This window comes from Nocardia sp. Tas62D01, assembly GCF_055232035.1.
On sequence record NZ_JBUYUZ010000001.1, the window covers coordinates 6,096,382 to 6,118,615 of the forward strand.

The 22,234-nt window shown below is 67.4% G+C and carries 22 protein-coding genes and 6 tRNA genes; 16 read left to right on the forward strand and 12 right to left on the reverse strand.

The genetic code is table 11. From position 1 onward, the window contains the following. The first annotated feature begins 70 nt into the window (after window positions 1-70). A complete protein-coding gene (locus tag ACV7NQ_RS29005; RefSeq protein WP_463362505.1) occupies window positions 71-1,339 on the forward strand; it encodes a winged helix-turn-helix domain-containing protein in 1,269 nt (422 codons plus the stop codon). A 37-nt stretch (window positions 1,340-1,376) separates the two neighbouring features. Here the strand turns inward: ACV7NQ_RS29005 and ACV7NQ_RS29010 are convergent, their stop codons facing one another. Continuing rightward, a complete protein-coding gene (locus ACV7NQ_RS29010) occupies window positions 1,377-1,826 on the reverse strand; it encodes a hypothetical protein (RefSeq protein WP_463362506.1) in 450 nt (149 codons plus the stop codon). Window positions 1,827-1,972: 146 nt separating this feature from the next. On the opposite strand from ACV7NQ_RS29010, the gene dapA reads away from it, so the two are divergent. Together dapA and ACV7NQ_RS29020 are read left to right on the forward strand one after the other, a co-directional pair. Beyond that, the gene (dapA, locus tag ACV7NQ_RS29015; protein WP_463362507.1) at window positions 1,973-2,881 is read left to right on the forward strand and encodes a 4-hydroxy-tetrahydrodipicolinate synthase; all 909 of its coding nucleotides are present in this window, start codon (window positions 1,973-1,975) and stop codon (window positions 2,879-2,881) included. After that, window positions 2,878-4,998 (forward strand): ribonuclease J, encoded by a 2,121-nt coding sequence (locus tag ACV7NQ_RS29020; RefSeq protein WP_463362508.1) that lies wholly within the window; start codon window positions 2,878-2,880, stop codon window positions 4,996-4,998. The genes dapA and ACV7NQ_RS29020 overlap by 4 nt, the downstream gene beginning before the upstream one ends. Before the next feature lie 63 nt (window positions 4,999-5,061). Here ACV7NQ_RS29020 and ACV7NQ_RS29025 read toward each other — a convergent pair whose 3' ends face one another. Both ACV7NQ_RS29025 and ACV7NQ_RS29030 read right to left on the reverse strand, forming a co-directional pair. Next, entirely contained in the window at window positions 5,062-5,619 is a 558-nt protein-coding gene (locus tag ACV7NQ_RS29025; RefSeq protein WP_463362509.1) for a WKL family lipoprotein, read from the reverse strand. 53 nt (window positions 5,620-5,672) lie between these two features. After that, window positions 5,673-6,041 (reverse strand): DUF4189 domain-containing protein, encoded by a 369-nt coding sequence (locus ACV7NQ_RS29030; protein ID WP_463362510.1) that lies wholly within the window; start codon window positions 6,039-6,041, stop codon window positions 5,673-5,675. Window positions 6,042-6,373: 332 nt separating this feature from the next. Between ACV7NQ_RS29030 and ACV7NQ_RS29035 the strand changes: the two genes are divergently transcribed. Together ACV7NQ_RS29035 and ACV7NQ_RS29040 are read left to right on the forward strand one after the other, a co-directional pair. Beyond that, on the forward strand, window positions 6,374-6,997 hold the full coding sequence (locus ACV7NQ_RS29035) for a TIGR03085 family metal-binding protein (RefSeq protein ID WP_463362511.1): 624 nt from the start codon (window positions 6,374-6,376) through the stop codon (window positions 6,995-6,997). 147 nt (window positions 6,998-7,144) lie between these two features. Continuing rightward, the gene (locus tag ACV7NQ_RS29040; protein WP_463362512.1) at window positions 7,145-9,748 is read left to right on the forward strand and encodes an FtsK/SpoIIIE family DNA translocase; all 2,604 of its coding nucleotides are present in this window, start codon (window positions 7,145-7,147) and stop codon (window positions 9,746-9,748) included. Window positions 9,749-9,818: 70 nt separating this feature from the next. Here the strand turns inward: ACV7NQ_RS29040 and ACV7NQ_RS29045 are convergent. The 6 genes from ACV7NQ_RS29045 to ACV7NQ_RS29070 form a co-directional block, all read right to left on the reverse strand. Next, window positions 9,819-9,889: transfer RNA gene (locus ACV7NQ_RS29045), tRNA-Gln, on the reverse strand. 9 nt (window positions 9,890-9,898) lie between these two features. Continuing rightward, window positions 9,899-9,972 (reverse strand) — tRNA-Gln (locus ACV7NQ_RS29050). A gap of 4 nt (window positions 9,973-9,976) precedes the next feature. Next, window positions 9,977-10,050: transfer RNA gene (locus ACV7NQ_RS29055), tRNA-Arg, on the reverse strand. A 25-nt stretch (window positions 10,051-10,075) separates the two neighbouring features. Continuing rightward, a tRNA-Leu gene (locus tag ACV7NQ_RS29060) sits at window positions 10,076-10,149 on the reverse strand. A gap of 10 nt (window positions 10,150-10,159) precedes the next feature. Continuing rightward, window positions 10,160-10,233: transfer RNA gene (locus ACV7NQ_RS29065), tRNA-Arg, on the reverse strand. 1 nt (window position 10,234) lies between these two features. Then, window positions 10,235-10,307: transfer RNA gene (locus ACV7NQ_RS29070), tRNA-Trp, on the reverse strand. Between the two features lie 432 nt (window positions 10,308-10,739). Between ACV7NQ_RS29070 and ACV7NQ_RS29075 the strand changes: the two genes are divergently transcribed. Further along, window positions 10,740-11,570 (forward strand): serine protease, encoded by an 831-nt coding sequence (locus ACV7NQ_RS29075; protein ID WP_463362513.1) that lies wholly within the window; start codon window positions 10,740-10,742, stop codon window positions 11,568-11,570. A gap of 405 nt (window positions 11,571-11,975) precedes the next feature. Here the strand turns inward: ACV7NQ_RS29075 and ACV7NQ_RS29080 are convergent, their stop codons facing one another. Next, window positions 11,976-12,260 (reverse strand): YciI family protein, encoded by a 285-nt coding sequence (locus ACV7NQ_RS29080; RefSeq protein WP_463362514.1) that lies wholly within the window; start codon window positions 12,258-12,260, stop codon window positions 11,976-11,978. 27 nt (window positions 12,261-12,287) lie between these two features. Further along, window positions 12,288-12,854 carry an amino-acid N-acetyltransferase gene (locus tag ACV7NQ_RS29085; protein WP_463362515.1) on the reverse strand — a complete coding sequence of 189 codons (567 nt, stop codon included), beginning with the start codon at window positions 12,852-12,854 and terminating at the stop codon, window positions 12,288-12,290. Between the two features lie 112 nt (window positions 12,855-12,966). On the opposite strand from ACV7NQ_RS29085, the gene pgsA reads away from it, so the two are divergent. From pgsA to ACV7NQ_RS29120, 7 genes are all read left to right on the forward strand, one after another. Then, window positions 12,967-13,626 carry a CDP-diacylglycerol--glycerol-3-phosphate 3-phosphatidyltransferase gene (pgsA, locus tag ACV7NQ_RS29090; protein WP_463362516.1) on the forward strand — a complete coding sequence of 220 codons (660 nt, stop codon included), beginning with the start codon at window positions 12,967-12,969 and terminating at the stop codon, window positions 13,624-13,626. A gap of 27 nt (window positions 13,627-13,653) precedes the next feature. Then, window positions 13,654-14,145 carry a CinA family protein gene (locus ACV7NQ_RS29095; protein ID WP_463362517.1) on the forward strand — a complete coding sequence of 164 codons (492 nt, stop codon included), beginning with the start codon at window positions 13,654-13,656 and terminating at the stop codon, window positions 14,143-14,145. 116 nt (window positions 14,146-14,261) lie between these two features. Next, entirely contained in the window at window positions 14,262-14,723 is a 462-nt protein-coding gene (locus ACV7NQ_RS29100) for a helix-turn-helix domain-containing protein (protein ID WP_463362518.1), read from the forward strand. 198 nt (window positions 14,724-14,921) lie between these two features. Beyond that, window positions 14,922-15,746, forward strand: coding sequence for a PspA/IM30 family protein (locus ACV7NQ_RS29105; protein WP_463362519.1), 825 nt, complete (start codon window positions 14,922-14,924; stop codon window positions 15,744-15,746). 131 nt (window positions 15,747-15,877) lie between these two features. Beyond that, a complete protein-coding gene (gene pspM, locus ACV7NQ_RS29110) occupies window positions 15,878-16,804 on the forward strand; it encodes a phage shock envelope stress response protein PspM (RefSeq protein WP_463362520.1) in 927 nt (308 codons plus the stop codon). A gap of 302 nt (window positions 16,805-17,106) precedes the next feature. Continuing rightward, a complete protein-coding gene (locus ACV7NQ_RS29115; RefSeq protein WP_463362521.1) occupies window positions 17,107-17,280 on the forward strand; it encodes a hypothetical protein in 174 nt (57 codons plus the stop codon). A 136-nt stretch (window positions 17,281-17,416) separates the two neighbouring features. Next, window positions 17,417-18,127: a PIG-L deacetylase family protein gene (locus ACV7NQ_RS29120; protein ID WP_463362522.1), complete on the forward strand. Its 711-nt coding sequence runs from the start codon at window positions 17,417-17,419 to the stop codon at window positions 18,125-18,127. 69 nt (window positions 18,128-18,196) lie between these two features. Here the strand turns inward: ACV7NQ_RS29120 and ACV7NQ_RS29125 are convergent, their stop codons facing one another. Beyond that, entirely contained in the window at window positions 18,197-18,754 is a 558-nt protein-coding gene (locus ACV7NQ_RS29125; protein WP_463362523.1) for an HD domain-containing protein, read from the reverse strand. Between the two features lie 172 nt (window positions 18,755-18,926). Between ACV7NQ_RS29125 and ACV7NQ_RS29130 the strand changes: the two genes are divergently transcribed. The 3 genes from ACV7NQ_RS29130 (at window position 18,927) to recA (ending at window position 22,073) form a co-directional block, all read left to right on the forward strand. Next, window positions 18,927-20,090: a glycosyltransferase gene (locus tag ACV7NQ_RS29130; RefSeq protein WP_463362524.1), complete on the forward strand. Its 1,164-nt coding sequence runs from the start codon at window positions 18,927-18,929 to the stop codon at window positions 20,088-20,090. Window positions 20,091-20,379: 289 nt separating this feature from the next. After that, window positions 20,380-20,574 (forward strand): DUF3046 domain-containing protein, encoded by a 195-nt coding sequence (locus ACV7NQ_RS29135; RefSeq protein ID WP_463365861.1) that lies wholly within the window; start codon window positions 20,380-20,382, stop codon window positions 20,572-20,574. A gap of 452 nt (window positions 20,575-21,026) precedes the next feature. Then, a complete protein-coding gene (gene recA / locus ACV7NQ_RS29140; protein ID WP_463362525.1) occupies window positions 21,027-22,073 on the forward strand; it encodes a recombinase RecA in 1,047 nt (348 codons plus the stop codon). Window positions 22,074-22,234: the final 161 nt, after the last annotated feature.

Here is a 22,234-nt window from a genome sequence, read left to right on the forward strand (position 1 = left end):
GGAGCGCTGCGACGGGGCCCGAATGACGTACCGGCCGAGCTTGTCGTACCACCATGGCAAAGTTCCAGGCATGCGGAAGATGAGTGCGGCGGTGGCGCGGCGGGCGGCGCTGGCCGCGCAGGGGTTCGGTAGGCGCAAACCGGCCGAGCCCAATCGGCGCACGGTGCTCGACGTGCTGGCCAGAACGCAACTGCTGCAACTGGATTCGGTGTCGGCCGTGGTGCGCGCACACTATGCGCCGGTATTCAGCCGGATCGGTGGTTACGACCGCGCGCTGCTGGACCAGGCCGCGTGGAGCAACGGGGTGCGGCGGCCGCGGCGGCTCGTCGAGTACTGGGCGCACGAGGCCGCGCTGATTCCGGTCGAGGACTGGCCGCTGATGCGATGGCGGATGGCCGAGTACGAGCACGGCCGCTGGCAGGGCATGCGCCGGGCGGTGGAGCGCAATCCCACCCTCGGCAAGGACATCGTCGATGTGATCACCGAGGTCGGCGCCTCGACCGCCGGTGAGGTGGAACGCCACCTGGAGTTGGACAAGCCGCGCCCCAAGGGCTCCTGGTGGAATCTCAGCGACACCAAGATGATCTGCGAGCAGCTCTTCGCCTCCGGTGCACTGTCGGTCGACAAACGGGTCGGGTTCACCCGGCACTACGACCTGGTCGAGCGGGTCATTCCGCCGGAGATCTTGGCGCGCAACGTATCCGAGGCTGAGGCGATCCGTGCACTGACGCTGCGCGCGGCGACCGCACTCGGGATAGCGACCGAGACCGACCTGCGCGACTACTACCGGACCCGCCGGACCCAGACCCAACCGGCGATCGCCGACCTGGTCGACGCCGGGGAACTGGAACCGGTCGAGGTCGCGGGCTGGGACAAACCCGCCCGTGAGGCGCGGCCGGACGGAGTCCGTCGACAGACCCGCGCTTGGCGAAGCGAAGGCGCAGTCACCGCCTATCTGCGCACCGGCGCGGCGACCCCGCGCCGGATCGAGGGCGCCGCCCTACTATGCCCGTTCGACCCGCTCATCTTCTTCCGCGCCCGCACCGAGCGCGTCTTCGACTTCCACTATCGGATCGAGATCTACACGCCGGAACCCAAACGGGTACATGGCTATTACGTCTTCCCGTTCCTATTGAACGGTGAACTCGTCGGCCGCATCGACCTCCGGGCCGAGCGCGCGGTGGGACGACTGCTGGTTCCCGGCGCATTCGCCGAGCCCGGCTACTGCACCCCGGAAACCGCCCGGGCGCTCACCGACGCTCTCCGCGAAATGGCGGATTGGCTCGAACTCGACAAGGTAGTCATCGGCGACCGAGGAGATCTCGCACCACTGTTGTGACTGTGTTGTGACTGTCGTGGTCAACCTCCCCGGTCACTCAGACGTCGCGCTTGGGCCCGTAACCACGCATCTGATCGCGCAGCGCACCGGAGACGACCCCCGACAACCACGAATTCAGCGACATCCCGCTCTGCGCCGCCGCCTCCTCGGCGCGGGCCTTCATCTGCTCGACCAGGCGCAGCGTGACGCGGCTGATATCGCCGGTCATCTCTTCGAAGCTCGGGTGGTCCTCGGCATCGGTGGCCGAGTTTTTGCGCACATCGACGCTGGCGTCGGTGCCGTCTACGGAAACGTGCACCGTGCGGTCACCGAGTGCGGTGCTGACCTCGGCGGCCATGTCGGACAGTGCCGCGAGCAGTGCCAATCGGGTGGCGCTTTCCGCTGCCGCGGCCAGCGCCGCGGCCGTGGCCTGGGTCTTTTCGTCACCCAGCGCGGCGGCGGCGATCAGGTCGTCGCGCAGTCGCGTGGTGTATTTGTTGAGGTCCATGACATCAGCATGACGCCATTAGTGATGTCACACAAGGAAAAGTTTGACGTCATCGCCGCGCGGTGGGAGGTGAATCACTCGCACGGGCAGGCCGATCGGCGGTCATGGTGTCGAGGGTGTAGCACAGAGCGGGTAGCCTTCTGACCATGACGAACGGTGAATCGACGCCAACGGAGCTGCGTGCGTCCGGCACAGTGGGCGTCGCGATGGTGACCCCCTTCAGTGCCGGGGGCAAGCTCGACGTCGATGCCGGCGTTGCACTGGCAGACCGTTTGGTCGGGCGTGGTGTCGATCTGCTCGCGATTTCCGGTACGACCGGGGAATCGCCCACCACCACCGAGTCCGAGAAGGTCGATCTGCTGCGTGCCGTCGTCGACGCCGTCGGCAATCGCGCGACCGTGATCGCGGGCGCAGGCACCTACGACACCGCGCATTCCATCGAACTCGCCCGCAACGCCCAGCGGGCCGGTGCCCACGGCCTGCTGGTGGTGACCCCGTACTACTCCCGTCCCACTCAGGAAGGCCTGATCGCGCACTTCACCGCGGTGGCCGACGCGACCGACCTGCCGGTGACCCTCTACGACATTCCGCCGCGCTCGGTGGTGCCCATCGCACCGGAAACCATCCGACGACTGGCCGAACACCCGCGGATCGTCGCGGTCAAGGACGCCAAGGGCGATCTCGGTGCGGGTGCCGCCCTCATCGCCGGGACCGGCCTCACCTTCTACTCCGGTGACGATGTGCTGAACCTGCCGTGGCTGTCGGTCGGCGCGGCCGGATTCATCAGTGTGATCGGACATCTGGTGCCGGAGCGGCTGCGGGAGATGCTCGACGCCTACGCGGCGGGCGAGGTGGTGCGCGCCCAAGAGATCAATGTGCGACTGCTGCCGTTGTACCGGGCGATGGCCAGGCTCGGTGGTGTCGCGATGACCAAGGCGAGTTTACATCTACTAGGCATCGAGGTGGGTGAACCACGGTTGCCGCAGTTGATGCCCTCGCTCGAACAGCTCGATGAGTTGGCCGCCGATCTGCGCATGGCAGGAGTGCTCGCATGACCGACTCCCCAGCACGTCGGCCTCGCCGTACCGCGTCCCGCGCCGCGGGCGCCCCCCCGCCCGCACCGAAGCCGGTGCAGACCGCGCAACCGACACCGCAGGACAGCCCCGTACAGCTGGACACCATCGTGCAGGCCGCCGAAGCGGCGCGGGTCGAAGCCGCCGGGCAGTCCGCCACCGCCGTACAGTCCGCCACCGCCGTACAGTCCGCCACCGCCGTACAGTCCGCCACCGCCGTACAGTCCGCCACCGCCGAACAGTCCGCCACCAAGAGCACCAGGCAGCCCGCTCAGGAGAAGGTCCCTGCCAAGAAGGCCGCGGCCAAGAAGTCGGCGCCCGCCGCCGAGCAGCAATCGGGGAAGAAGCCGGGACGCGGTCGTCAGCAGTCCGGCCGTGGCCGCGCCGAGCAGGCCGCGCCGCGCCCCGTCGATCGCCCGGTGGCCGACCGGCTCGGCAGTCCGCCGAAGCTGCCCAAGAACGGTCTGCGCATCTTCGCCCTCGGTGGCATCGGCGAAATCGGCCGCAACATGACCGTTTTCGAGTACGGCGGCAAGCTGCTCATCGTCGACTGCGGTGTGCTGTTCCCCGAGGATCAGCAGCCCGGCGTCGACCTGATCCTGCCCGACTTCCGGCCCATCGAGGACCGGATGGACGATGTCGTCGCCGTCGTGCTTACCCACGGCCACGAGGACCACATCGGCGCGGTGCCCTTCCTGCTGCGCCTGCGCCCCGACATCCCGGTCTTCGGCTCGAGGTTCACGCTCGCGCTGGTCGCGGCGAAGTGCAAGGAGCACCGGCAGCGGCCCAAGCTCATCGAGGTGGTCGAGGGCGAGCGCAGCACGCACGGCCCGTTCGAGTGCGAGTACTTCGCGGTCAACCACTCCATCCCGGACGCCATCGCCGTCGCCATCCGCACCCCAGCCGGCGTCGCGCTGCACACCGGTGACATCAAGCTCGATCAGCTGCCACTGGACGGTCGGCTCACCGACCTCGCCGGGTTCTCTCGCCTCGGTGACGAGGGCGTCGACCTGTTCCTTGTCGATTCCACCAACGCCGAGGTCCCGGGATTCGTCACGCCGGAACGCGAAATCGGCGGCGTGCTGGACACGGTGATCGGCAAGGCGCGTAACCGCGTGATCGTCGCGTCGTTCGCCAGCCACGTGCACCGCATCCAACAGGTCGTCGACGTAGCGCAGAAGTACGGGCGGCGGGTGTGCTTCGTCGGACGCTCGATGGTCCGCAATATGGAAATCGCCCAGGATCTCGGCTATTTGACGGTCCCTGACTCGGTGGTCGTGGATCTCGATGTCGCCGCGACCCTGCCCGGCGACAAGCTGGTGCTGATATCCACCGGCTCGCAGGGCGAGCCGCTCTCGGCGCTGTCGCGGATGGCGCGCGGCGAACACCGGCAGATCAATATCCGTCAGGACGATCTGGTGGTGCTGGCCTCCTCGCTCATCCCCGGCAACGAGAACTCGGTTTTCACGGTGGTCAACGGCTTGGCCCGGCTCGGTGCCGCGGTGATCACCCAGCAGAACGCGAAGGTGCACGTCTCCGGGCACGCGTCCGCGGGTGAGCTGCTGTACCTGTACAATGCGGTCCGTCCCACCAATGCCATGCCGGTGCACGGGGAATGGCGGCATCTGCGCGCCAATGCCGCGCTGGCCGTGGCCACCGGGGTGCCGGAGGATCGGGTCGTGCTCGCCGAGGACGGCGTCGTGGTGGACCTGGTCGACGGGATCGCCTCGATCGTCGGGCGGGTTCCGGTCGGGCACGTGTACGTCGATGGGCTCTCGGTCGGCGATGTCGGCGAATCGACTCTCTCGGATCGTCTGGTGCTCGGCGAGGGCGGGTTCATCTCGATCACCGTCGCGGTCGACTCGTCCACCGGCAAGGCGGTCAGCACCCCCGAGGTGAGTGGTCGCGGCTTCTCCGACGATCCGACCGCGCTCACCGACGCCGCGGAACTCGTCGAGGCCGAACTGCTGCGGTTGGCGGGCGAGGGCGTCACCGACATCCACCGCATCGCCCAGAGTGTGCGCCGCGTCGTCGGACGTTGGGTGGCCGACGTCTACCGTCGCCGCCCGATGATCGTGCCTACCGTCATCGGGGTCTAGCAACCAGAAAACCGCCGGATGATGTCACCATCATCCGGCGGTTTCTTTATTGCTCGGTCTAACTCACTTCGCTTGGCAGGCAGCCGAATCCAGCTTTGCCGACTTCACAATGTTGCAGGTGAATTGGTGCGAGACCTTCCACTGGTCACCCTCGGCGACGAACTCGACAAACGCGTTCTGCACCGGCTCACCATTGATGGTGACCTTGGCATCGGCCTTCAGCTTGCCGTCCTTGGGCTCCTGCACGCCGGTGATCTCCACCTTGACGTTCTGCGCCTTGGCGGCATCGACGAGCTTGTTCACCAGTTCGGGATCGCGCTCGGCGTCCTGCACCCAGCTGATCTTTTCCATATTGTCGACGCTCGGATCGAATGCCTTGGTGATCCGGTCGTTGAGCAACTGGACGGCCGGCTTCGGCAGGTTCGGCGGCGTGGTGCTGGCCGGCGCCGAGCCATCGATCGCGCTGTCGGAGTTCTTGCCTGCCTCGAACTTGCCCGCGGCCTGTGTGGTCGACGCGCTGCCGCTCGATGACGAGTTGTTGTTGGAGCTGCAAGCGGCGAGACCGAATGCTGCGGTTGCGAGCGCTACCGCGACCGCCGCTCGAATTGATCGGTGTGTCACTGAAATTCCCCTGAATCGAGTGTCGCGGACTGCGACAGTGGTTGGTCTCGGAGTTACAGCGAGTAACCGCGGGTGCAGCGCCAGTCCACGACGTAGCCGCCGGGCAGGCGGCTCAACGCGGCCGAGCGGGCCGCGGAGTAGCTAGCGCGAGCGGCACCGCTCCACTGCCTTGACGAGCTGGCCAGCACGCCGCAGCCGTTGGTCCACGAGATCAGCACCTCGCAGCCGGAGCCGCAGGCGGACAGGGCGTTGCTCTCCGCGGAGGAGTAGCTGCCGTAGTTGTTGGAGATCGCGTAGTCCCCGTTGCGCGCTACGGCGATGGCGCCGTAGTACCCGTATTGGGCTTGTGCGGGCGCCGAGGTGGCCAGCACAGATCCAACCGTCGCCGCCATGATGGCGGCACCGGTGATGAACTTCTTCACAGGTGAAAATCCCCTTCATTATTCACTGGTCCACGACCCGATGAACCGAGTGACAAGCTACAGAGCTGAAGTCGCCAGCGCTACCCGAGAATTCGGGGCTCGGCGGTCCAGATGCGTTCGGTACCGGGCGATGCCGGGGGAAATCGCGGCTCCCCGCACCGGGCGTGCGGGGGATAGTGTGGCCCAGAGCGCGCGGCGGCGCAACTCACGGTTTCTTCGCTGTCTTCGCACCGCTGCCGCGAAAGTCCTTGCACGACAAGCTATCGCGGGCCCAACCGACACCCGCGGCGCAAGACGGTCGAGTTGGCGACCGATCGACTATCTTCGAGCACGTGAGCATGGCACAACGGGAGCGCCGGGCGCTGGTCGAGACAATGTCCGCCGTCGGGCCGGACGCGCCGACCCTCTGCGGAGCGTGGACGGTGCGGGAGCTCGTGGCGCACTTGGTGGTTCGGGAGCGACGCCCCGACGCCGCGCCGGGCATCATGCTGAAGCCGTTCGCCGGATATCTCGAACGGGTGCAGGCCAAAGCGGCCCGCAAGCCGTTCCCTGAGCTGCTGGAGCGGGTGCGCACCGGACCGCCGTGGTGGTCGCCTCTGCGCCCGGTCGATGCCGTGGCCAATATGCCGGAAATGTTTGTGCACCATGAGGATGTGCGCCGCGGCAGGCCCGGCTGGGAGCCGCGTGAGCTGTCGGCCGCCGACGAGGCTCGGCTGTGGTCGCTGCTGCGGAAGATGGGCCGGATGGCCTACCGGAAGGCGCCGGTCACCGTTGTCCTCGCGACGCCGGACGGCGACCGGGCAGTGGTGCACACGAAACCCGGCGCCGAGGTGACGTTGACCGGCAAGCCGTCGGAGTTGCTGCTGCACGCGTTCGGGCGGGATGAAGTGCGCATGGAAACCGCGGGCGAACCCGACGCGGTGCGGGCGGTTTTGAGCCTCGATCGCTCGGTGTAGTGCTGGAACGTCGGCGTGGCGCGGTCGAAAATGCGCATCTACGGCGGCATGCGCGACCTGGGCTTCCGCATGATTCGGCACGGTTGAGACGAGCGATACCAGTGTTGCGGATGGTCCGGATGGTGCGTTTGCGGCTAGCCTGAGTCCATGGCAGGTAAGTCCCGCAGCTCCACGACCAATCGTGCGCGGGCGGGATCGGCCCGGGGGAGGGCCACCACGGCACGGTCTCGTTCGGCCACGCCGCGTGGTGGCGCGATCCCGCGCGGCGCCGCGACGCCACGCGGCCGCTCCGCTCCGGTACGCCGCTCGGCCCGCCGGAAGTCGAATACCGCGCCGCTTGCGGTGATCAGCCGGGGCATCAGCAGCGGCTGGACCATGCTCGCGCGCGGCCTCGGCGCCACCACCCGAACCATCAGCCGGGCGGGCGAAATCGAACACGGTCACCGTCGCGACGGCATCGCCCTCGCCCTCATCGCGCTCAGTGCGGTCATCGCGGCCGCGGTCTGGCTGTCGGCGGGCGGACCGGTGGGGCACTGGGTGGAGGAAGCCATCCGGGCGGTCGCCGGGTCCGCGGCGGCCGGGTTGCCGTTCGTGGCCACCGGGATCGCCATCGTGTTGATGCGCACCGAGGCACGCCCCGAGATCCGGCCGCGGCTGGTGCTCGGCGGAGTGCTCGTCGGCCTGCCGATCCTCGGTCTGTGGCACATCGCGGCCGGGGCGCCTACCGACGCGCACGGGCGTTCGCGCGCCGCGGGTTTCGTCGGTTTCGTGGTGGGCGGACCGCTCGCCAATGGGCTCACCGCCTGGCTGGCGGCGCCGATTCTGCTGCTGGCCATCGTCTTCGGTGTGCTGCTGCTCACCGGCACCACCGTCCGCGAGGTGCCGAACCGGTTGCGGCAGTACTTCGGCACCGACACCGGCGGCGACGAATATGGTGACTACGACAGCGAATACGGCGAATACGGTCCGGCCAACTATGACGCCGACGGGTTCCCGCTGCACCGCTCCGCCGGGTCGAAACGGCGCGGCCGCAGCCCCGCGGAGAACTACCCGCCCGACGAGTTCGGCGATCCCGACGCGGTCACCGAGGTCATCGGCGAGCCGCCGCTGCGCGACGCCAAACCCATTGCGGCCGAACCGCTGCCCGAGGAAAAGCCGAAGCCGAAGAAGCGTCCGGTCAAGGTGGCCGACCAGACCCCACCCCCGCCACCGCCGCAGCAGATGGAGCTGATCGCCGATCGGGAGATCGAGGGCGACTATGTGCTGCCGCCGCTGACGCTGCTGACCGACGGCGATCCGCCCAAGAAGCGCAGTGCCGCCAACGAATCGATGATCGACGCGATCACCGAGGTGCTGGTGCAGTTCAAGATCGATGCGGCGGTCACCGGTTTCGTGCGCGGCCCGACGGTCACCCGGTACGAGGTGGAGCTCGGCCCCGGCGTCAAGGTCGAGAAGATCACTGCGCTGACCCGGAATATCGCGTATGCCGTTGCGACGGAGAACGTTCGGCTGCTCGCTCCGATCCCCGGCAAATCCGCCGTCGGCATCGAGGTGCCCAACGCCGACCGCGAGTTGGTGCGCCTTGCCGATGTGCTCAGGGCGCCGTCGACCCGAAACGACCACCATCCGTTGGTGATTGGACTCGGCAAGAACATCGAGGGCGACTTCCTCGCGGCCAACCTTGCGAAGATGCCGCATCTGCTGGTGGCGGGCTCCACCGGCTCGGGTAAGTCGAGTTTCGTGAACTCGATGCTGGTGTCGCTGCTCGGACGGGCCACGCCGGACGAGGTCCGGATGATCCTGATCGACCCGAAAATGGTGGAACTCACGCCCTACGAGGGCATTCCGCACCTGATCACGCCCATTATCACCCAGCCGAAGAAGGCCGCGGCCGCGCTGGCCTGGCTGGTGGAGGAGATGGAGCAGCGGTATCAGGACATGCAGGTCAACAAGGTTCGCCACATCGACGACTTCAACAAGAAGGTCAAGTCAGGCGCGATCACCGCGCCGCTGGGCAGCGAACGGGTCTACCGGCCCTACCCGTACATCCTCGCCATCGTCGACGAGCTCGCCGACCTGATGATGACCGCACCGCGCGACGTCGAGGACGCCATCGTCCGAATCACCCAAAAGGCCCGTGCCGCAGGCATTCACCTGGTGCTGGCCACGCAGCGGCCCTCGGTGGACGTGGTCACCGGCTTGATCAAGACCAATGTGCCCTCCCGCCTGGCCTTCGCCACCTCCTCGCTGACCGACTCCCGCGTCATCCTCGACCAGCCGGGCGCGGAGAAGCTGATCGGCATGGGCGACGGCCTGTTCCTGCCCATGGGCGCGGGCAAGCCGACCCGCCTGCAGGGCGCGTTCATCAGCGACGAGGAAATCCATGCCATCGTCGAATTCGCCAAGAACCAGGCCGAACCTGATTATCAGGATGGCGTCACCGCCGCCAAGGCGGGCGAAAAGAAGGACGTCGACCCCGACATCGGCGGCGACCTCGACGTGCTGCTGCAAGCCGTAGAACTGGTCGTCACTTCACAATTCGGCTCGACCTCGATGCTGCAGCGCAAACTGCGCGTCGGCTTCGCCAAGGCCGGTCGCCTGATGGACCTCATGGAAACCCGCGGTGTCGTCGGCCCCAGCGAAGGCTCCAAGGCCCGCGACGTGCTCATCAAGCCCGACGAGCTCGAGGGTCTCTTGTGGTCGATCCGCGGCGGCGGTGACGAGGAGCCCGGCGGATCGGACGACGAGTAGCTCATCGTGGAGTCGAACCACGCGCGGCAGGCCTTATGAGAACCCCGCGGCAAACCTGCATGAGCCGTAGCTGGAGTGCCAGGATTCGAACCTGAGCCAACGGAACCAAAATCCGTGATGCTGCCGCTACACCACACTCCATCGAAACGGTGGCTGGAGTGCCAGGATTCGAACCTGGACCGACGGATTCAGAGCCCGCTGTGCTGCCGTTACACCACACTCCATCGGTGCGCTCGAGAGGATTCGAACCTCCAGCCGCCGGATTCGTATTCCGGTGCTCCATCCCATTGAGCTACGAGCGCGTACCCGCGCGGGCGCGCGGACTTGTTCCCTCGGCGAGATTCGAACTCGCACTGACCGCATCCTGAGTACGGTGCCTCTTCCAATTGGGCTACGAGGGATCGGTTTTCGTACCCGTGGGTGGAATCGAACCACCGACCAGCGCTTTCGGACGGCGCCGCTCTAGTCCACTGAGCTACACAGGTGCACGGATGGAGGGAGTCGAACCCCCAGCCCACGACTTTGGAGATCGTCGCTCTACCGGTTGAGCTACATCCGCAAGCACGAAAAAGGGGTCTCTCCTTGGCGTGTGCCGCGGAGTGACCCCTTGCAGGTTTGCTCGAATCGAGACCTCAGGGGCCGCTCCGGACGCGCATCGACCAACGGCCGAGTTGCATCGATAGGCGGGCATTGCCGAGCCAGGCACCGTCGAGCAAGCGCTGCCGCTGCTGCTGGGTCTGGCCGGTCATCTGCCTACGCCTTTCGGTGGGTCCCGTCTACGTTGTGTTCGACGCTAACACCTGGAGGCCGGGCTGGAAACCTATTTATCCGGTGGGCTTTTGGGTGCCGGGAACAGAATGGTCGGTCGGTATGTAGGGCCGATCTTGCGACACACCAGCGAGATTCGACTGCCCTCGCATCCACCCCGCTACCTTGGTCTTCGGCAGTTCCGCACTTCACCTCGTCAGCACAGTCGTTGGGAAGAGGCGCTATGACAAAGATGTCCGTTCGTCCGGCGCTCGCGGCCCTCGGGGCAAGCGTGCTTGCCGTCGGGTTGCCCATCCCCGCGTCGGCCGTCATCGGTGGCTATGTGGCGGGCGCCGATCAGTTTCCGTGGACGGTCAGTGTGCAGAAGGACGACGCGCACGCCTGCGGCGGGTCGATCTACAACGGCCGCACCGTGATTACCAGCGCGATGTGCGTGCGCGGGATGGCGCCCGGACAGCTGGCGGTCCGGTACGGCTCGCTCACACAGGGTTTCGGCGGCACCGTGGTCGGCGTCGAGAAGATCGTCCTGCATCCCCGGTACGACGACACCACGCGCGACAGCGACATCGCCGTACTGCACACCGCCTCGAACATCACCTTCGGACCGAATGCACGGCCGGTCTGCCTCCCGGAGCAGGGCAACGACCCGGCCGAGGGCGCCACCGCACAAGTGTCGGGTTGGGGCGCCACCTACGAAGCCGGACCGACACCGTCGCAGCTGATGGCCATCGATCTGCCGATCGTGGCGCGGGCCAAGGGGCGCGGCCAGTACGGCGCCGCCGCGGTGACCGACAACATGATCGCCACGGGCATCGACGCCGGCGGCAAGTCTCCCGGCCCCGGCGACGAAGGCGGTCCGCTGGTCATCCGCGACGGCAACGACAAAGCAACCCTGGTCGGCGTGTATTCCTGGGCCGGTGGCAGCGCCCGCCCGGACCACGCAGCCATTTTCACTCGCGTCGGTGGCGAGGTGCGGACCTTCATCGCGGACAACATCCTCGGTGCCAACGATGCCGGTGTGCCCGCGAACGCGCCGTGCGGTGGATCCCGCTAGCCGCGTCAGAGTTTGCGTGCCTGCAGGGTGCAGCTGAGCTCGTCCCAGTTCGCCTTGTTGAGGATGCGGTAGTCGTCGGTCACGCTGGCGACTCTTGCACGGGGGGCGTTATGACCGCATGTGAAATTGTCGACAGCAACCACCCCGCAAGCCGAACGGAACGGACAAAGCAGGCATGCTTGTTGCCATGATGTTCCTCGCCGATCGGCGAGGAACATCCATGTAACCGCACTCGAGACGACGGCGAGCAGGTGCGCGTCCCGGAGATCTCCACGCCGATGTCGCTCGGGTAATCCTGGGCATCCTGATCGTGGCGACGGTCGCCGGTCTGATCAAGACCCGCGGCGCGGCGAACCGGCTAGTCGACAGTCGCGCGAGCGAATAGCCGCCGGTTCGCGTGTCCGGTCAGGACGCGAATGCGCCGAGCACCGGCAGCCACTCGACGGCGCGGACGGCGTCGATCAGGTTCTCCCGCGCGAACGGATCCTCGACGAGCCGACTCTTCAGTGCGGTCTCGTCGGGGGCCAGAAACAGCAGCAGCGCGCCCGAACCGTCCGGGTACGGGCCGCTGCTGAGCAGGGCGCCCGCTTCGAGTTGGCTCGACAGCCAGTCCCGGTGCTCCGGGCGGTGGGTGTCACGGCCGGGGACGGTGGCCTCGGAGTAGGTGTAGTGAACGGCGAAGATCGGCACGGTGGATCGCTTCCTGTCAGAGATTCGTCAGAGATTCAGCAGCATTCGAGTATTGCCGAGAGTGTTGGGTTTCACGTAGCTCAGATCGAGGAACTCGGCGACACCGGTGTCGTAGGACCGGCACATTTCCGCGTACACCTCGGCGGTCACCGGCGTGCCCTCTATCTCGACGAAGCCGTGCCTTGCGAAGAAGTCGACCTCGAAGGTCAGCACGAACAGCCGGCCCAACTCCAGCTCCCTGGCCACGGTGACCAGCCGCTGCACGATGAGCCTGCCGACACCGTGCCCCTTGACGTCGGGATGCACCGCGACGGTGCGCATCTCACCGAGGTCCGCCCACAGCACGTGCAGCGCGCCGCAGCCGACCACCCGGCCGTCGAGCTCGGTGACCCAGAATTCCTGCACCGCCTCGTACAAAGTGACCAGGTTCTTTTCCAGCAGGATTCGACCAGCGTAGACATCGACGAGGCGCTTGATCTCGGGCACGTCGGAGGTTCGAGCGCGGCGCACGACCGGTACGGAATTGTGCGTGGCGGGTGCCGCGCCCGGATGCGCGTCGCTGGTCGAACCACCTAATGGTCCCCGAGAGGTCATGGGTGCACAGTAGTCGGCCCGGTTACCGATAGGCTGAGGGTGTGCCGCACATCCGATCGCTTCGCTCACCGCTTCGCGCCGGGCAGCGCGATCGGATGGAGCGGGCGGAGGGATGAGCGTGCAACCTGACGAGATAGATCGCCGTTGGGCCGATTGCGGGCCGCTTCATCCCGGTTACGTGCCCGCACACGTCGAGCCCGTGGTTCCGTTGATGAATATCGCGAACGTGCTCACCATGATCCGGATCGCGCTGGTGCCGCTGTTCGTGCTCGCGCTGTTCGCGGGCGGCGGCCACCAGACCCGTTGGCGGATCGCCGCGGCGGCACTGTTCGGCATCGCCGCGATCACCGATCGTTTCGACGGGCAATTGGCCCGCAAATACGGCCTGGTCACCGACTTCGGCAAGCTCGCGGACCCGATCGCGGACAAGGCCCTGATCGGTTCGTCCGTGATCGGGCTCTCGGTTCTCGGTCACCTGGCGTGGTGGATCACGATCGTCATCTGCGGCCGCGAGATCGGCATCACCCTGTTGCGACTAGCGGTGGTGCGCCGCGGCGTCATCCCGGCCGGACGCGGCGGCAAGCTGAAGACGCTCGTGCAGTCGATCGCCATCGCGGTGCTGCTGCTGCCGCTGGCGGGCGGATTCGCCACCGCGGGAATGGCTTTGATGTACGTGGCCGTTGCGCTGACGGTGCTCACCGGGCTCGACTACGTGGGGCAGGCGGCCCGGGTCTGGTTCGCGGGCGCGTCGGGCCGGTCGCGCGGAGCATGACGAGCCGGGCATCGGCGAGGCGTGGTCATGAGTGATCCGCTGATCGCCGATGTGCCCGCCGGCGATCTGGTGCGGGCGCTCGCGGCCGCCGGACAGACCGTCGCCACCGCGGAATCCCTCACCGCGGGCCTGCTCGCGGCGACCATCGCCGGGGTGCCAGGCGCGAGTGTGGTGCTGCGCGGCGGGTTGGTGGTGTACGCCACGGATCTCAAACACAGCCTCGCCGGCGTCAGCGACGAAGTAATAGCGGCGGAAGGTCCGGTGGCGGCCGGCACGGCCGAGCAGATGGCAGTCGGCGCTCGGATCCGCTGCGGCGCGGACTGGGGTGTCGGGCTGACCGGCGTCGCGGGACCGGACGAACAGGACGGGCACGCGGTCGGCACCGTCTTCCTCGGACTGGCCGGTCCAGGGCATACCGAGGTGGTCCGGTTGAAACTCCTCGGTGATCGGTGGACCATCAGAATCGGCGCGACGCACACCGCCATCCGGGAGTTACTGCGGTACGTACAGGGCAATTGAACTTCGCTCCGCGGGAACCAACCGGACCGTGCCTGACGTTGTGCCAGAAAGAACGGCATGCGCAGTGATGGTAGGTACCGCGCGTGGCCCGCTGTCAGTGAGCGAAGGAGAACGAGATGACGCTGCTGCGAGAGGCGATCGGGGACAGTCTGCGGCGTGCTCGTCTCGCCCAGAGTCGGACCCTGCGTGAGGTGTCCACCTCGGCGCGCGTGAGCCTGGGATATCTCTCCGAGGTCGAACGCGGCCGCAAGGAGGCATCCAGCGAGCTGCTGGCCGCCATCTGCGCAGCCTTGGACGTGCCGCTGTCCGGGGTGCTATGGGATGTGAGCACTATCATGGCGGGCTCCGACGGGCCGCCGACCCCCGCACAGACCGCCGCCACACCCGCGCCCGAGGCGGAGCAGACCGCCGCGGCCGCACCCGCCGCGGCCGATGCCGCAGCGGAGCCCGCGCTGACGTCCGCGACCGCCACTATGTCGGTGGCCGGCGCCGGTTCGCGTCCGCATATCGCCGAGGACACGCGGATCGTCATTCCGGCGCCGAAATCCGACATCCTGGTCCTGGTGAAGAGCATGTGACGCAGAACGAGTGGTGGCAGCCCCGGGCAACGCTGCGGACCGGTGCCGAGAGCGGATAGATTCTCCCTAGGCGTCGGAACGGCTGGGTTCGCCCGGTCGGGTGCCACATGGTGGAGGATAGGCACATATCGGGTGCGTGACGGTCGCGCACTAGAGTCGCGGTAAGCGCGGCGCATCAGATGGAGGCGGGATCAATCGATGGCTAATCCGTTCGTGAAGGCCTGGAAATACCTGATGGCCCTCTTCGATTCGAAGATCGAGGAGCATGCGGATCCGAAGGTCCAGATTCAGCAGGCTATCGAGGAAGCTCAGCGCCAGCATCAGTCTCTTTCGCAGCAGGCCGCGTCGGTCATCGGCAATCAGCGTCAGCTGGAGATGAAGCTCAACCGTCAGCTCGACGAGGTGGAGAAGCTCAACGCCAATGCGCGCCAGGCGGTCATGCTCGCCGACCAGGCCGCCACCGCCAACGACACCGAGAAGGCGATCCAGTACACCAACGCGGCCGAGGCTTTCGCCGCGCAGCTGGTCACCGCCGAACAGTCCGTCGAGGACCTGAAGGTGCTGCACGACCAGTCTCTGCACGCGGCCGCGCAGGCCAAGAAGGCCGTCGAGCAGAACGCGATGCTGTTGCAGCAGAAGGTCGCCGAGCGCACCAAGCTGCTCAGCCAGCTCGAGCAGGCCAAGATGCAGGAGCAGGTCTCCGCCTCGCTGCAGCAGATGGACTCCACGCTGTCTGCGCCGGGCAGCACCCCGAGCCTGGACGCGGTGCGCGAGAAGATCGAGCGTCGCTACGCCAACGCGCTCGGTTCCGCGGAGCTCGCGCAGAACACGGTGCAGGGTCGCATGCTGGAGGTGCAGCAGGCCAGTATCCAGATGGCCGGGCACAGCAAGCTGGAGCAGATCCGCGCCTCGATGCGCGGCGATCAGCTGCCCGCGGGCGGCGCCGCCGCTATCAATCCCGCGCAGACACAGACGAATCCGGCACAGCCGCAGATGAACAAGGGCCAGGCCGCGCAGCAGTAGCTGTCGGATGGACGCTCGGCGAGGACTGGTTCGGTGAAGGCGCGTTCGATGGAGGCCAGCGCTCGGGTAACCCTCGGGCCCTTCGCCGTGTGTGCCCGGCCCGCACCCGCCCGACCGGTGGGAGGGAAACCGTGAGCCGCAAGCGAAATCGCGAGCCGCAGTTCCGGGAGGAACCCGCCGTTGTGCGGTCGGGGCGCCGGGCTGTCGTTCGCGCAGCACAATCCGCGATCGCACAGTCGGCGATCGTGCCGCAGCCGGGCAGTCTCCCGGACAGCCTGCGCGAAGTCGGCCAGCACGCGCTGGTCGCCGTGCGTCGCTGGGCGGATCCGAGGGAACGGGAATTACGCAAGCGTCGCCGGGCCCGCCGCCGCAGCTTCCAACTCGGCACGGTATCCGGACTCACCACCGCGGGCACCGTCGGTCTCGTCATCGTCGCCGCACCGGCCTGGGCCGTCGTCGTGGTGGGCGGGGGAGCGGTCGCCCTGGTGACCGGGACCGCGCTGAGTGCGCGCCGCTATCTGCGGCTGCGCAACGCACCACTGCCGCAGGCCGCGTTCGTGCCGCGCAAGCAACCGCCGATGTGGTCCGCAGCGCGGGCGCCGATCGGCAGGTTGGTCCGCGCGGAGCGGGCCCTGCACGGTTTGGCCGCGCAGATCGACCGATCCAACCGGCTGCCCGATGACGAGCTGGGCGACATGTTGGAGACCGCGGCATCCGGCGCCGCCGCTCTGCACGCGCTCGCCGCCGACGTGGCCGTGATGGAGCGGGCCATCAACATGATGGGCGGCACGAATTCCGATGCGGCAGCTGCCCTTTCGGGCAATGTGCAACTGGCGCTCGCGCGCCTCGAATCGGGTGTCGCGGAATACGAGCAGGTGGTCGCGGCCGCCGGACGGATTCTCGCAGTGCCCGAAACCATTGTGCTGCGCCACGATTTCGACATGATCGTCTCCGACCTGCGCCACGCCGCCGACCGTCTGGACGGCTGGGCACAGGCCCTCGCCGAGGTGGCCGACTATCAGGTCGCGGCCCCGCTGGCGCCGCACGGGCTACGCTGAGCGGCGTTTCGCCCGGCTTACGGCCACCCGACCGGTTCGGTGCCTACACCGTCTTTCGATCACTGCCATGGTCTCGGAGATCTGCATGGCGGAGATCAATAGCCGCTGTGCGCGCCGCGACCTGCGAGTCGCGGTCCGCATGCTCACCGCCGCGGCGGCCGTAGGCTGCTCCCGGTGTCAGGGTGAACCCTGATCTTTCCCGGATATCCGGCTTGACCTGGTGATTTGTGTGCTGCGGCCTGCCACGATGGAGAAGTCGGATCGTCGCATGGCGGTTCGCCCGAGACCTTCTGGAGGCTGGCATGTTGTGGAAGATTATCGGTGTGGTCGCGGTCGTCTGGATCGCGCTCGCCATCATCGGTGCACTGATCAAGGGACTGTTCCCCATCCTGGTGATCAGCGCCATTGTGTTCGGCCTGTACCTGCTGTACAAGGCGGTGTCGGGCTCGGACAAGTCCTCCGTCACGAAGCTGTAGCGTACCGCGGATGCCTCGGCCGAGGCGGCGTGGGGTCGGTGATCAGGGCGCGCAACCGGATTCGGTGCGCGCCCTTGCGTGTGCTCCGAGGCGGGCACCTCTCGGCAAAAGTGGGGGGAGCTGCTTGAATGGTTCGGTGGAGCACCTTCCTGAGGATTGGCAACGCGGGCTGGTTATCGTCGCGCACCCCGACGACATCGAGTACGGGGCGGCCGCGGCCGTGGCGCGGTGGACCCGGCAGGGGAAAGATATTCGATACGTCTTGGTGACCTCCGGTGAGGCCGGATTGGCCGGGGTGCCGCCCGCGGAGGCCGGTCCGTTGCGTGAGGCCGAGGAAATCGCGTCGGCCAAGGCGGTCGGTGTGCACGAGGTGGAATTCCTCGGTTACCCCGATGGTCGAGTGGAAGCGAACCTGGCGTTGCGCCGGGATCTCGCGGCCGCGATCCGGCGTCATCAACCAGAGTTGGTGGTGCTGTTCAGCTTCGGCGACACCTGGGCTCCCGGCTATGCCAATAGCGCCGACCATCGTGCGGTCGGCCGCGCCGCCTTGGACGCCATCTCCGACGCGGGCAACGAGTGGATCTTCCCCGAAATCGCCGACCTGACACCGTGGTCGCCGCGCTGGGCCGCCGTGGTGGGCCCCGCCGCCACCCACGCCGTGGACGTCACCGATACTCTCGACCAGGCCGCCGCGTCGCTCGCCGAGCATCGCCGCTACCTGGAGATCCTCAGCCCCGAGCCGGTCGCCGACCAGGTCCGGGCTGTCGTCGAGAGGGCGACCGGGCCGAAGGAGGGGTTCGCTGCGGCGCATGCGGTTGGCTTTGAGCTGTACTTTTTCGGGGGCTAGGTCCGGCCTGAGCGGACACTTCCCGACCCGAAACGCGGAATCCTGTGAGCAGGAGCGAATGCTGTCCGCTCAGGCCGAGCCGACCCCGGCAACTCGCTCGATAACTGCGCGCCACGACTCCAGCGGCGCGACCTCGAGCCCGACAACTTTGCCCGCATCGTCGGCGCGCCGGAGCGCGATGGCGGCGCTGAAGTCCGGATCCGCTTGGAACGCAGCGACTTCCGCCGCATTCATCGGCCCACCCTGGGCGACCAGCGTGCGTCGACTTGACGGCGACAACCCCTCGGCGTGCACGGCGTCGGTCGCGGCGAGGTATCGCTTGGCGACGACGTGGAGTTCCACCAGCCGGGCCACCCGGTCGCCGAGCAGCGGGCGGACCGCCTGCGCGCCGTGCCTGCCGTGGCCCGCGTCGTCGCCGGGCACGAGTATGTGACCGATATCGTGCAGCAGTCCGGCCACCTGCAGTTCCTCGTCGGCGGGGTAGGCCTGCCGCAGCAGTTGCGCGCATTGCAGGTCGTGATCGAGGATGTCGACGGGGTCGCCGCTGCGGTCCGGCATATCCCAGATGTCGTGGCAGCCGGTCAGCATGCTCATCAGTTCGTCCACGGTGGAGACGGACACCTTCATCCTCCAGTACGGTATCAATGGTCTAGACCATCATGGCAGTCGATGCTGTGCGATGCAGTGTCCCGCGACCGTCCACTGCGTGAACACCGCGTGGCAAGAGGTCTGTGCGAAGGGACGAGCGCATGCGCGACAGGTCCGCTCGGCGCAATCGATGGTGTGGCAGTCTGGGCGAATGCGTGTTGCCGTAGTAGCTGGGCCGGATCCAGGGCATGCGTTTCCGGCGTTGGCGCTGTGCGAGCGGTTTCTGGCGGCCGGTGATGAGCCGGTGCTGTTCACCGGTCCACGGTGGTTCGACGCCGCTCGGGACGCGAGCATCCCGGTGCGCAGACTCAAGGGCCTGGCGCCGCGCGCGGTCGACGACGACGGAGACGCGGGTCAGCGGATTCATGAACGGGCCGCACACATTTCGACGGAGATCCTGCCGGATCTGAGTGCGATGCTGCCCGAACTGGTGGTGTCGGATGTGCTCACCGCCGGCGGCGGCATGGCCGCCGAGCGACTCGGCGTGCCGTGGGTCGAATTGTCCCCGCATCCGCTGTACTTGCCGTCGAAAGCATTGCCGCCCATCGGCAGTGGACTCGCGCCGGGGGAGGGCATGCGCGGCAGGCTGCGCGACAACGTGCTGCGCACCATGACCGCCCGCGCCATCCGCAACGGTCAGCGCCAACGGGAGCAGGCCCGCGAGAGCGTTGGGCTGCCCGCGATCGATCCCGGTCCCGCCGCCCGGCTGATCGCCACCCTGCCCGCACTCGAGGTGCCGCGTCCGGACTGGCCGGACAGCACCCACCTGGTCGGCCCGCTGTTGTGGGAGCCCACCGCGGCGATTCTCGAACCGCCGCCCGGCGACGGACCGCTGGTGATGGTCGCGCCGTCGACCGCGCATACCGGCGTGACAGGCATGGTCGACACCGTGCTCGCGGCGCTCGACGGTGCCGGTGTGCGGGTGGCGATTTCGATGCTGGACACCCCGCCTACCGACCTGCCGTCCTGGGCGAGCGCCGGACTCGGTCGCCAAGACGAATTGCTCACCCACGCCGCGGCGGTCGTGGGCGGCGGCGGCCACGGCCTGCTGGCCAAATCCCTGCTCGCGGGCGTCCCGATCGTAACCATCCCCGGCGGCGGCGACCAATGGGAACTCGCCAATCGCGCTGCCCGCCAAGGCAGTTCGATCCTGGTGCGCCCCCTCACCGCCGATGCCGTGCGCGCCGCGGTCCTCGACCTGCTCGCTGACCCCGACTACACCGCCGCCGCTCGAACCGCCGCCGCGGGCGCCGCTTCGGTCTCAGACCCGATCCGGCTGTGCCACGACGTGCTCAGTAGCGTGCAAGCGCAGTAGGGCCCGGCGCCGTAAGACCTCCCGCGCGGTCGTTCCGCCTCGAACCGGTCGGGCCAGCTGAAGGTGTTCGCGGGAGGGGATCGGCGGATGCGGCGGGGCAGGCTGGTCTGTGTCGGTGAGCATGACGACAGCACGATCGAGAAGGGCCGCGACTGGCAGGATCGATGCCGTGCACGCAGCTATTTCGTAGCCGCACTCGACTGACTCGAATCGAAAGTCGCCGATTCGCGCGGCCGGGTGTAGCCGGGACAGACGCGACAGGTCCAGTGGCGCGAGTATCTTGAGCACAGTGCGGTTGACCGAGTTCCAAGAACTGTTGCACACCGAGTTCGGGACGGCTCGCGGTGATGCGCTGCTGACCGATCATGTGATCCCGTCGCTGGGCGGGCGTACCGGCGCCGCCGCCATCGAGGCGGGCGTCGATCCGCGGGATGTCTGGCGGGCGCTCTGCGCGGACTTCGATGTGCCACGAGGCCGTTGGTAATGGATTTCGGCTTGGACGAGCGGCTACGGATGGTGCCCGCCGATCGCGAGCGCCTAGCGGCTCGGGCGGCGGCGGTTGGGCCATTCTTCACCGCCTACTGTTCACCGCCGAACAGCTACGCGAACTCGGGCCGCGTGGCTCGATGGCGGACAACGGAGTCGCCGATGTGGAGGTGACGCCGGCGTTGCGGGTGTTCAAGCAGGCGCAGAAGCTGCTGGACAGTGATCGGATTTCATTGGTGCGATGATGGGATTTCGCTGACACGGTGCGGCGGGGGCCGTCGTAGCCGACGGTTATCTCCGGCCGCGGCAGCCGGTTCGCGTGTTGCCGGGCGCGTCGCTTGACTCGAACATCTGTTCGTCTAATGTGGGCGCCAGAACTTGTCGGTGCCGCCCTCTAATGTGGGCGCCAACCAAAGAACGAGACTTACCCGTCGAAAAGGGGATCAGGACATGGCACCACAGGCGTATGACCGTGACAAGGCGCTCGAGCTGGCACTGGCGCAGGTGGAGAAGAGCTTCGGCAAGGGCGCGGTCATGCGTCTCGGCGAGGAGGCCCGCCAGCCCATCGCGGTGATCCCGACCGGTTCCATCGCGCTGGACGTGGCCCTCGGCATCGGCGGTCTGCCGCGCGGCCGTGTCGTGGAGATCTACGGCCCGGAGTCCTCGGGTAAGACGACCGTCGCGCTGCATGCGGTGGCCAACGCGCAGGCGGCCGGTGGCGTCGCGGCGTTCATCGACGCCGAGCACGCTCTCGATCCCGAATACGCCCGCAAGCTCGGAGTCGACACCGACGCGCTGCTGGTCTCCCAGCCGGACACCGGTGAGCAGGCCCTGGAAATCGCCGACATGCTGATCCGCTCCGGCGCGCTGGACATCATCGTCATCGACTCGGTGGCCGCACTGGTACCGCGCGCCGAGATCGAGGGCGAGATGGGTGACAGCCACGTCGGTCTGCAGGCCCGCCTGATGAGCCAGGCGCTGCGCAAGATGACCGGCGCCATGAACAACTCGGGCACCACCGCGATCTTCATCAACCAGTTGCGCGAGAAGATCGGCGTGATGTTCGGTTCTCCCGAAACCACCACGGGCGGTAAGGCGTTGAAGTTCTACGCCTCCATTCGCCTGGACGTGCGCCGCATCGAGACGCTCAAGGACGGCAGCGATGCGGTGGGTAACCGCACCCGCGTCAAGGTCGTGAAGAACAAGGTGTCGCCGCCGTTCAAGCAGGCCGAGTTCGACATCCTGTACGGCTTCGGCATCAGCAAGGAAGGCTCGCTCATCGACATGGGTGTCGAGCACGGCTTCGTTCGCAAGTCCGGCTCCTGGTACACCTATGAGGGCGATCAGCTGGGTCAGGGCAAGGAGAACGCCCGCAAGTTCCTGCTGGAGAACACCGACATCCGCGACGAGATCGAGAAGAAGATCAAGGAAAAGCTCGGCATCGGCGCCGATGTGACCGCGGCCGATGTGGCCGCCGAGGTGCCCGCCGATTTCTGATCCGATGAACGGCCGACGCGCACCGCAACGTTCCGATGGGACCGCTTCCGAGGAGCGGCGGTCCGACCCGGTGAACGAAACGCGGCGTCGGCTGATCGAACTCCTGTCCGCTTCCGGCCGATCCATCGATCCGGTCGATCCGGACATGGGAGGCACCTGGC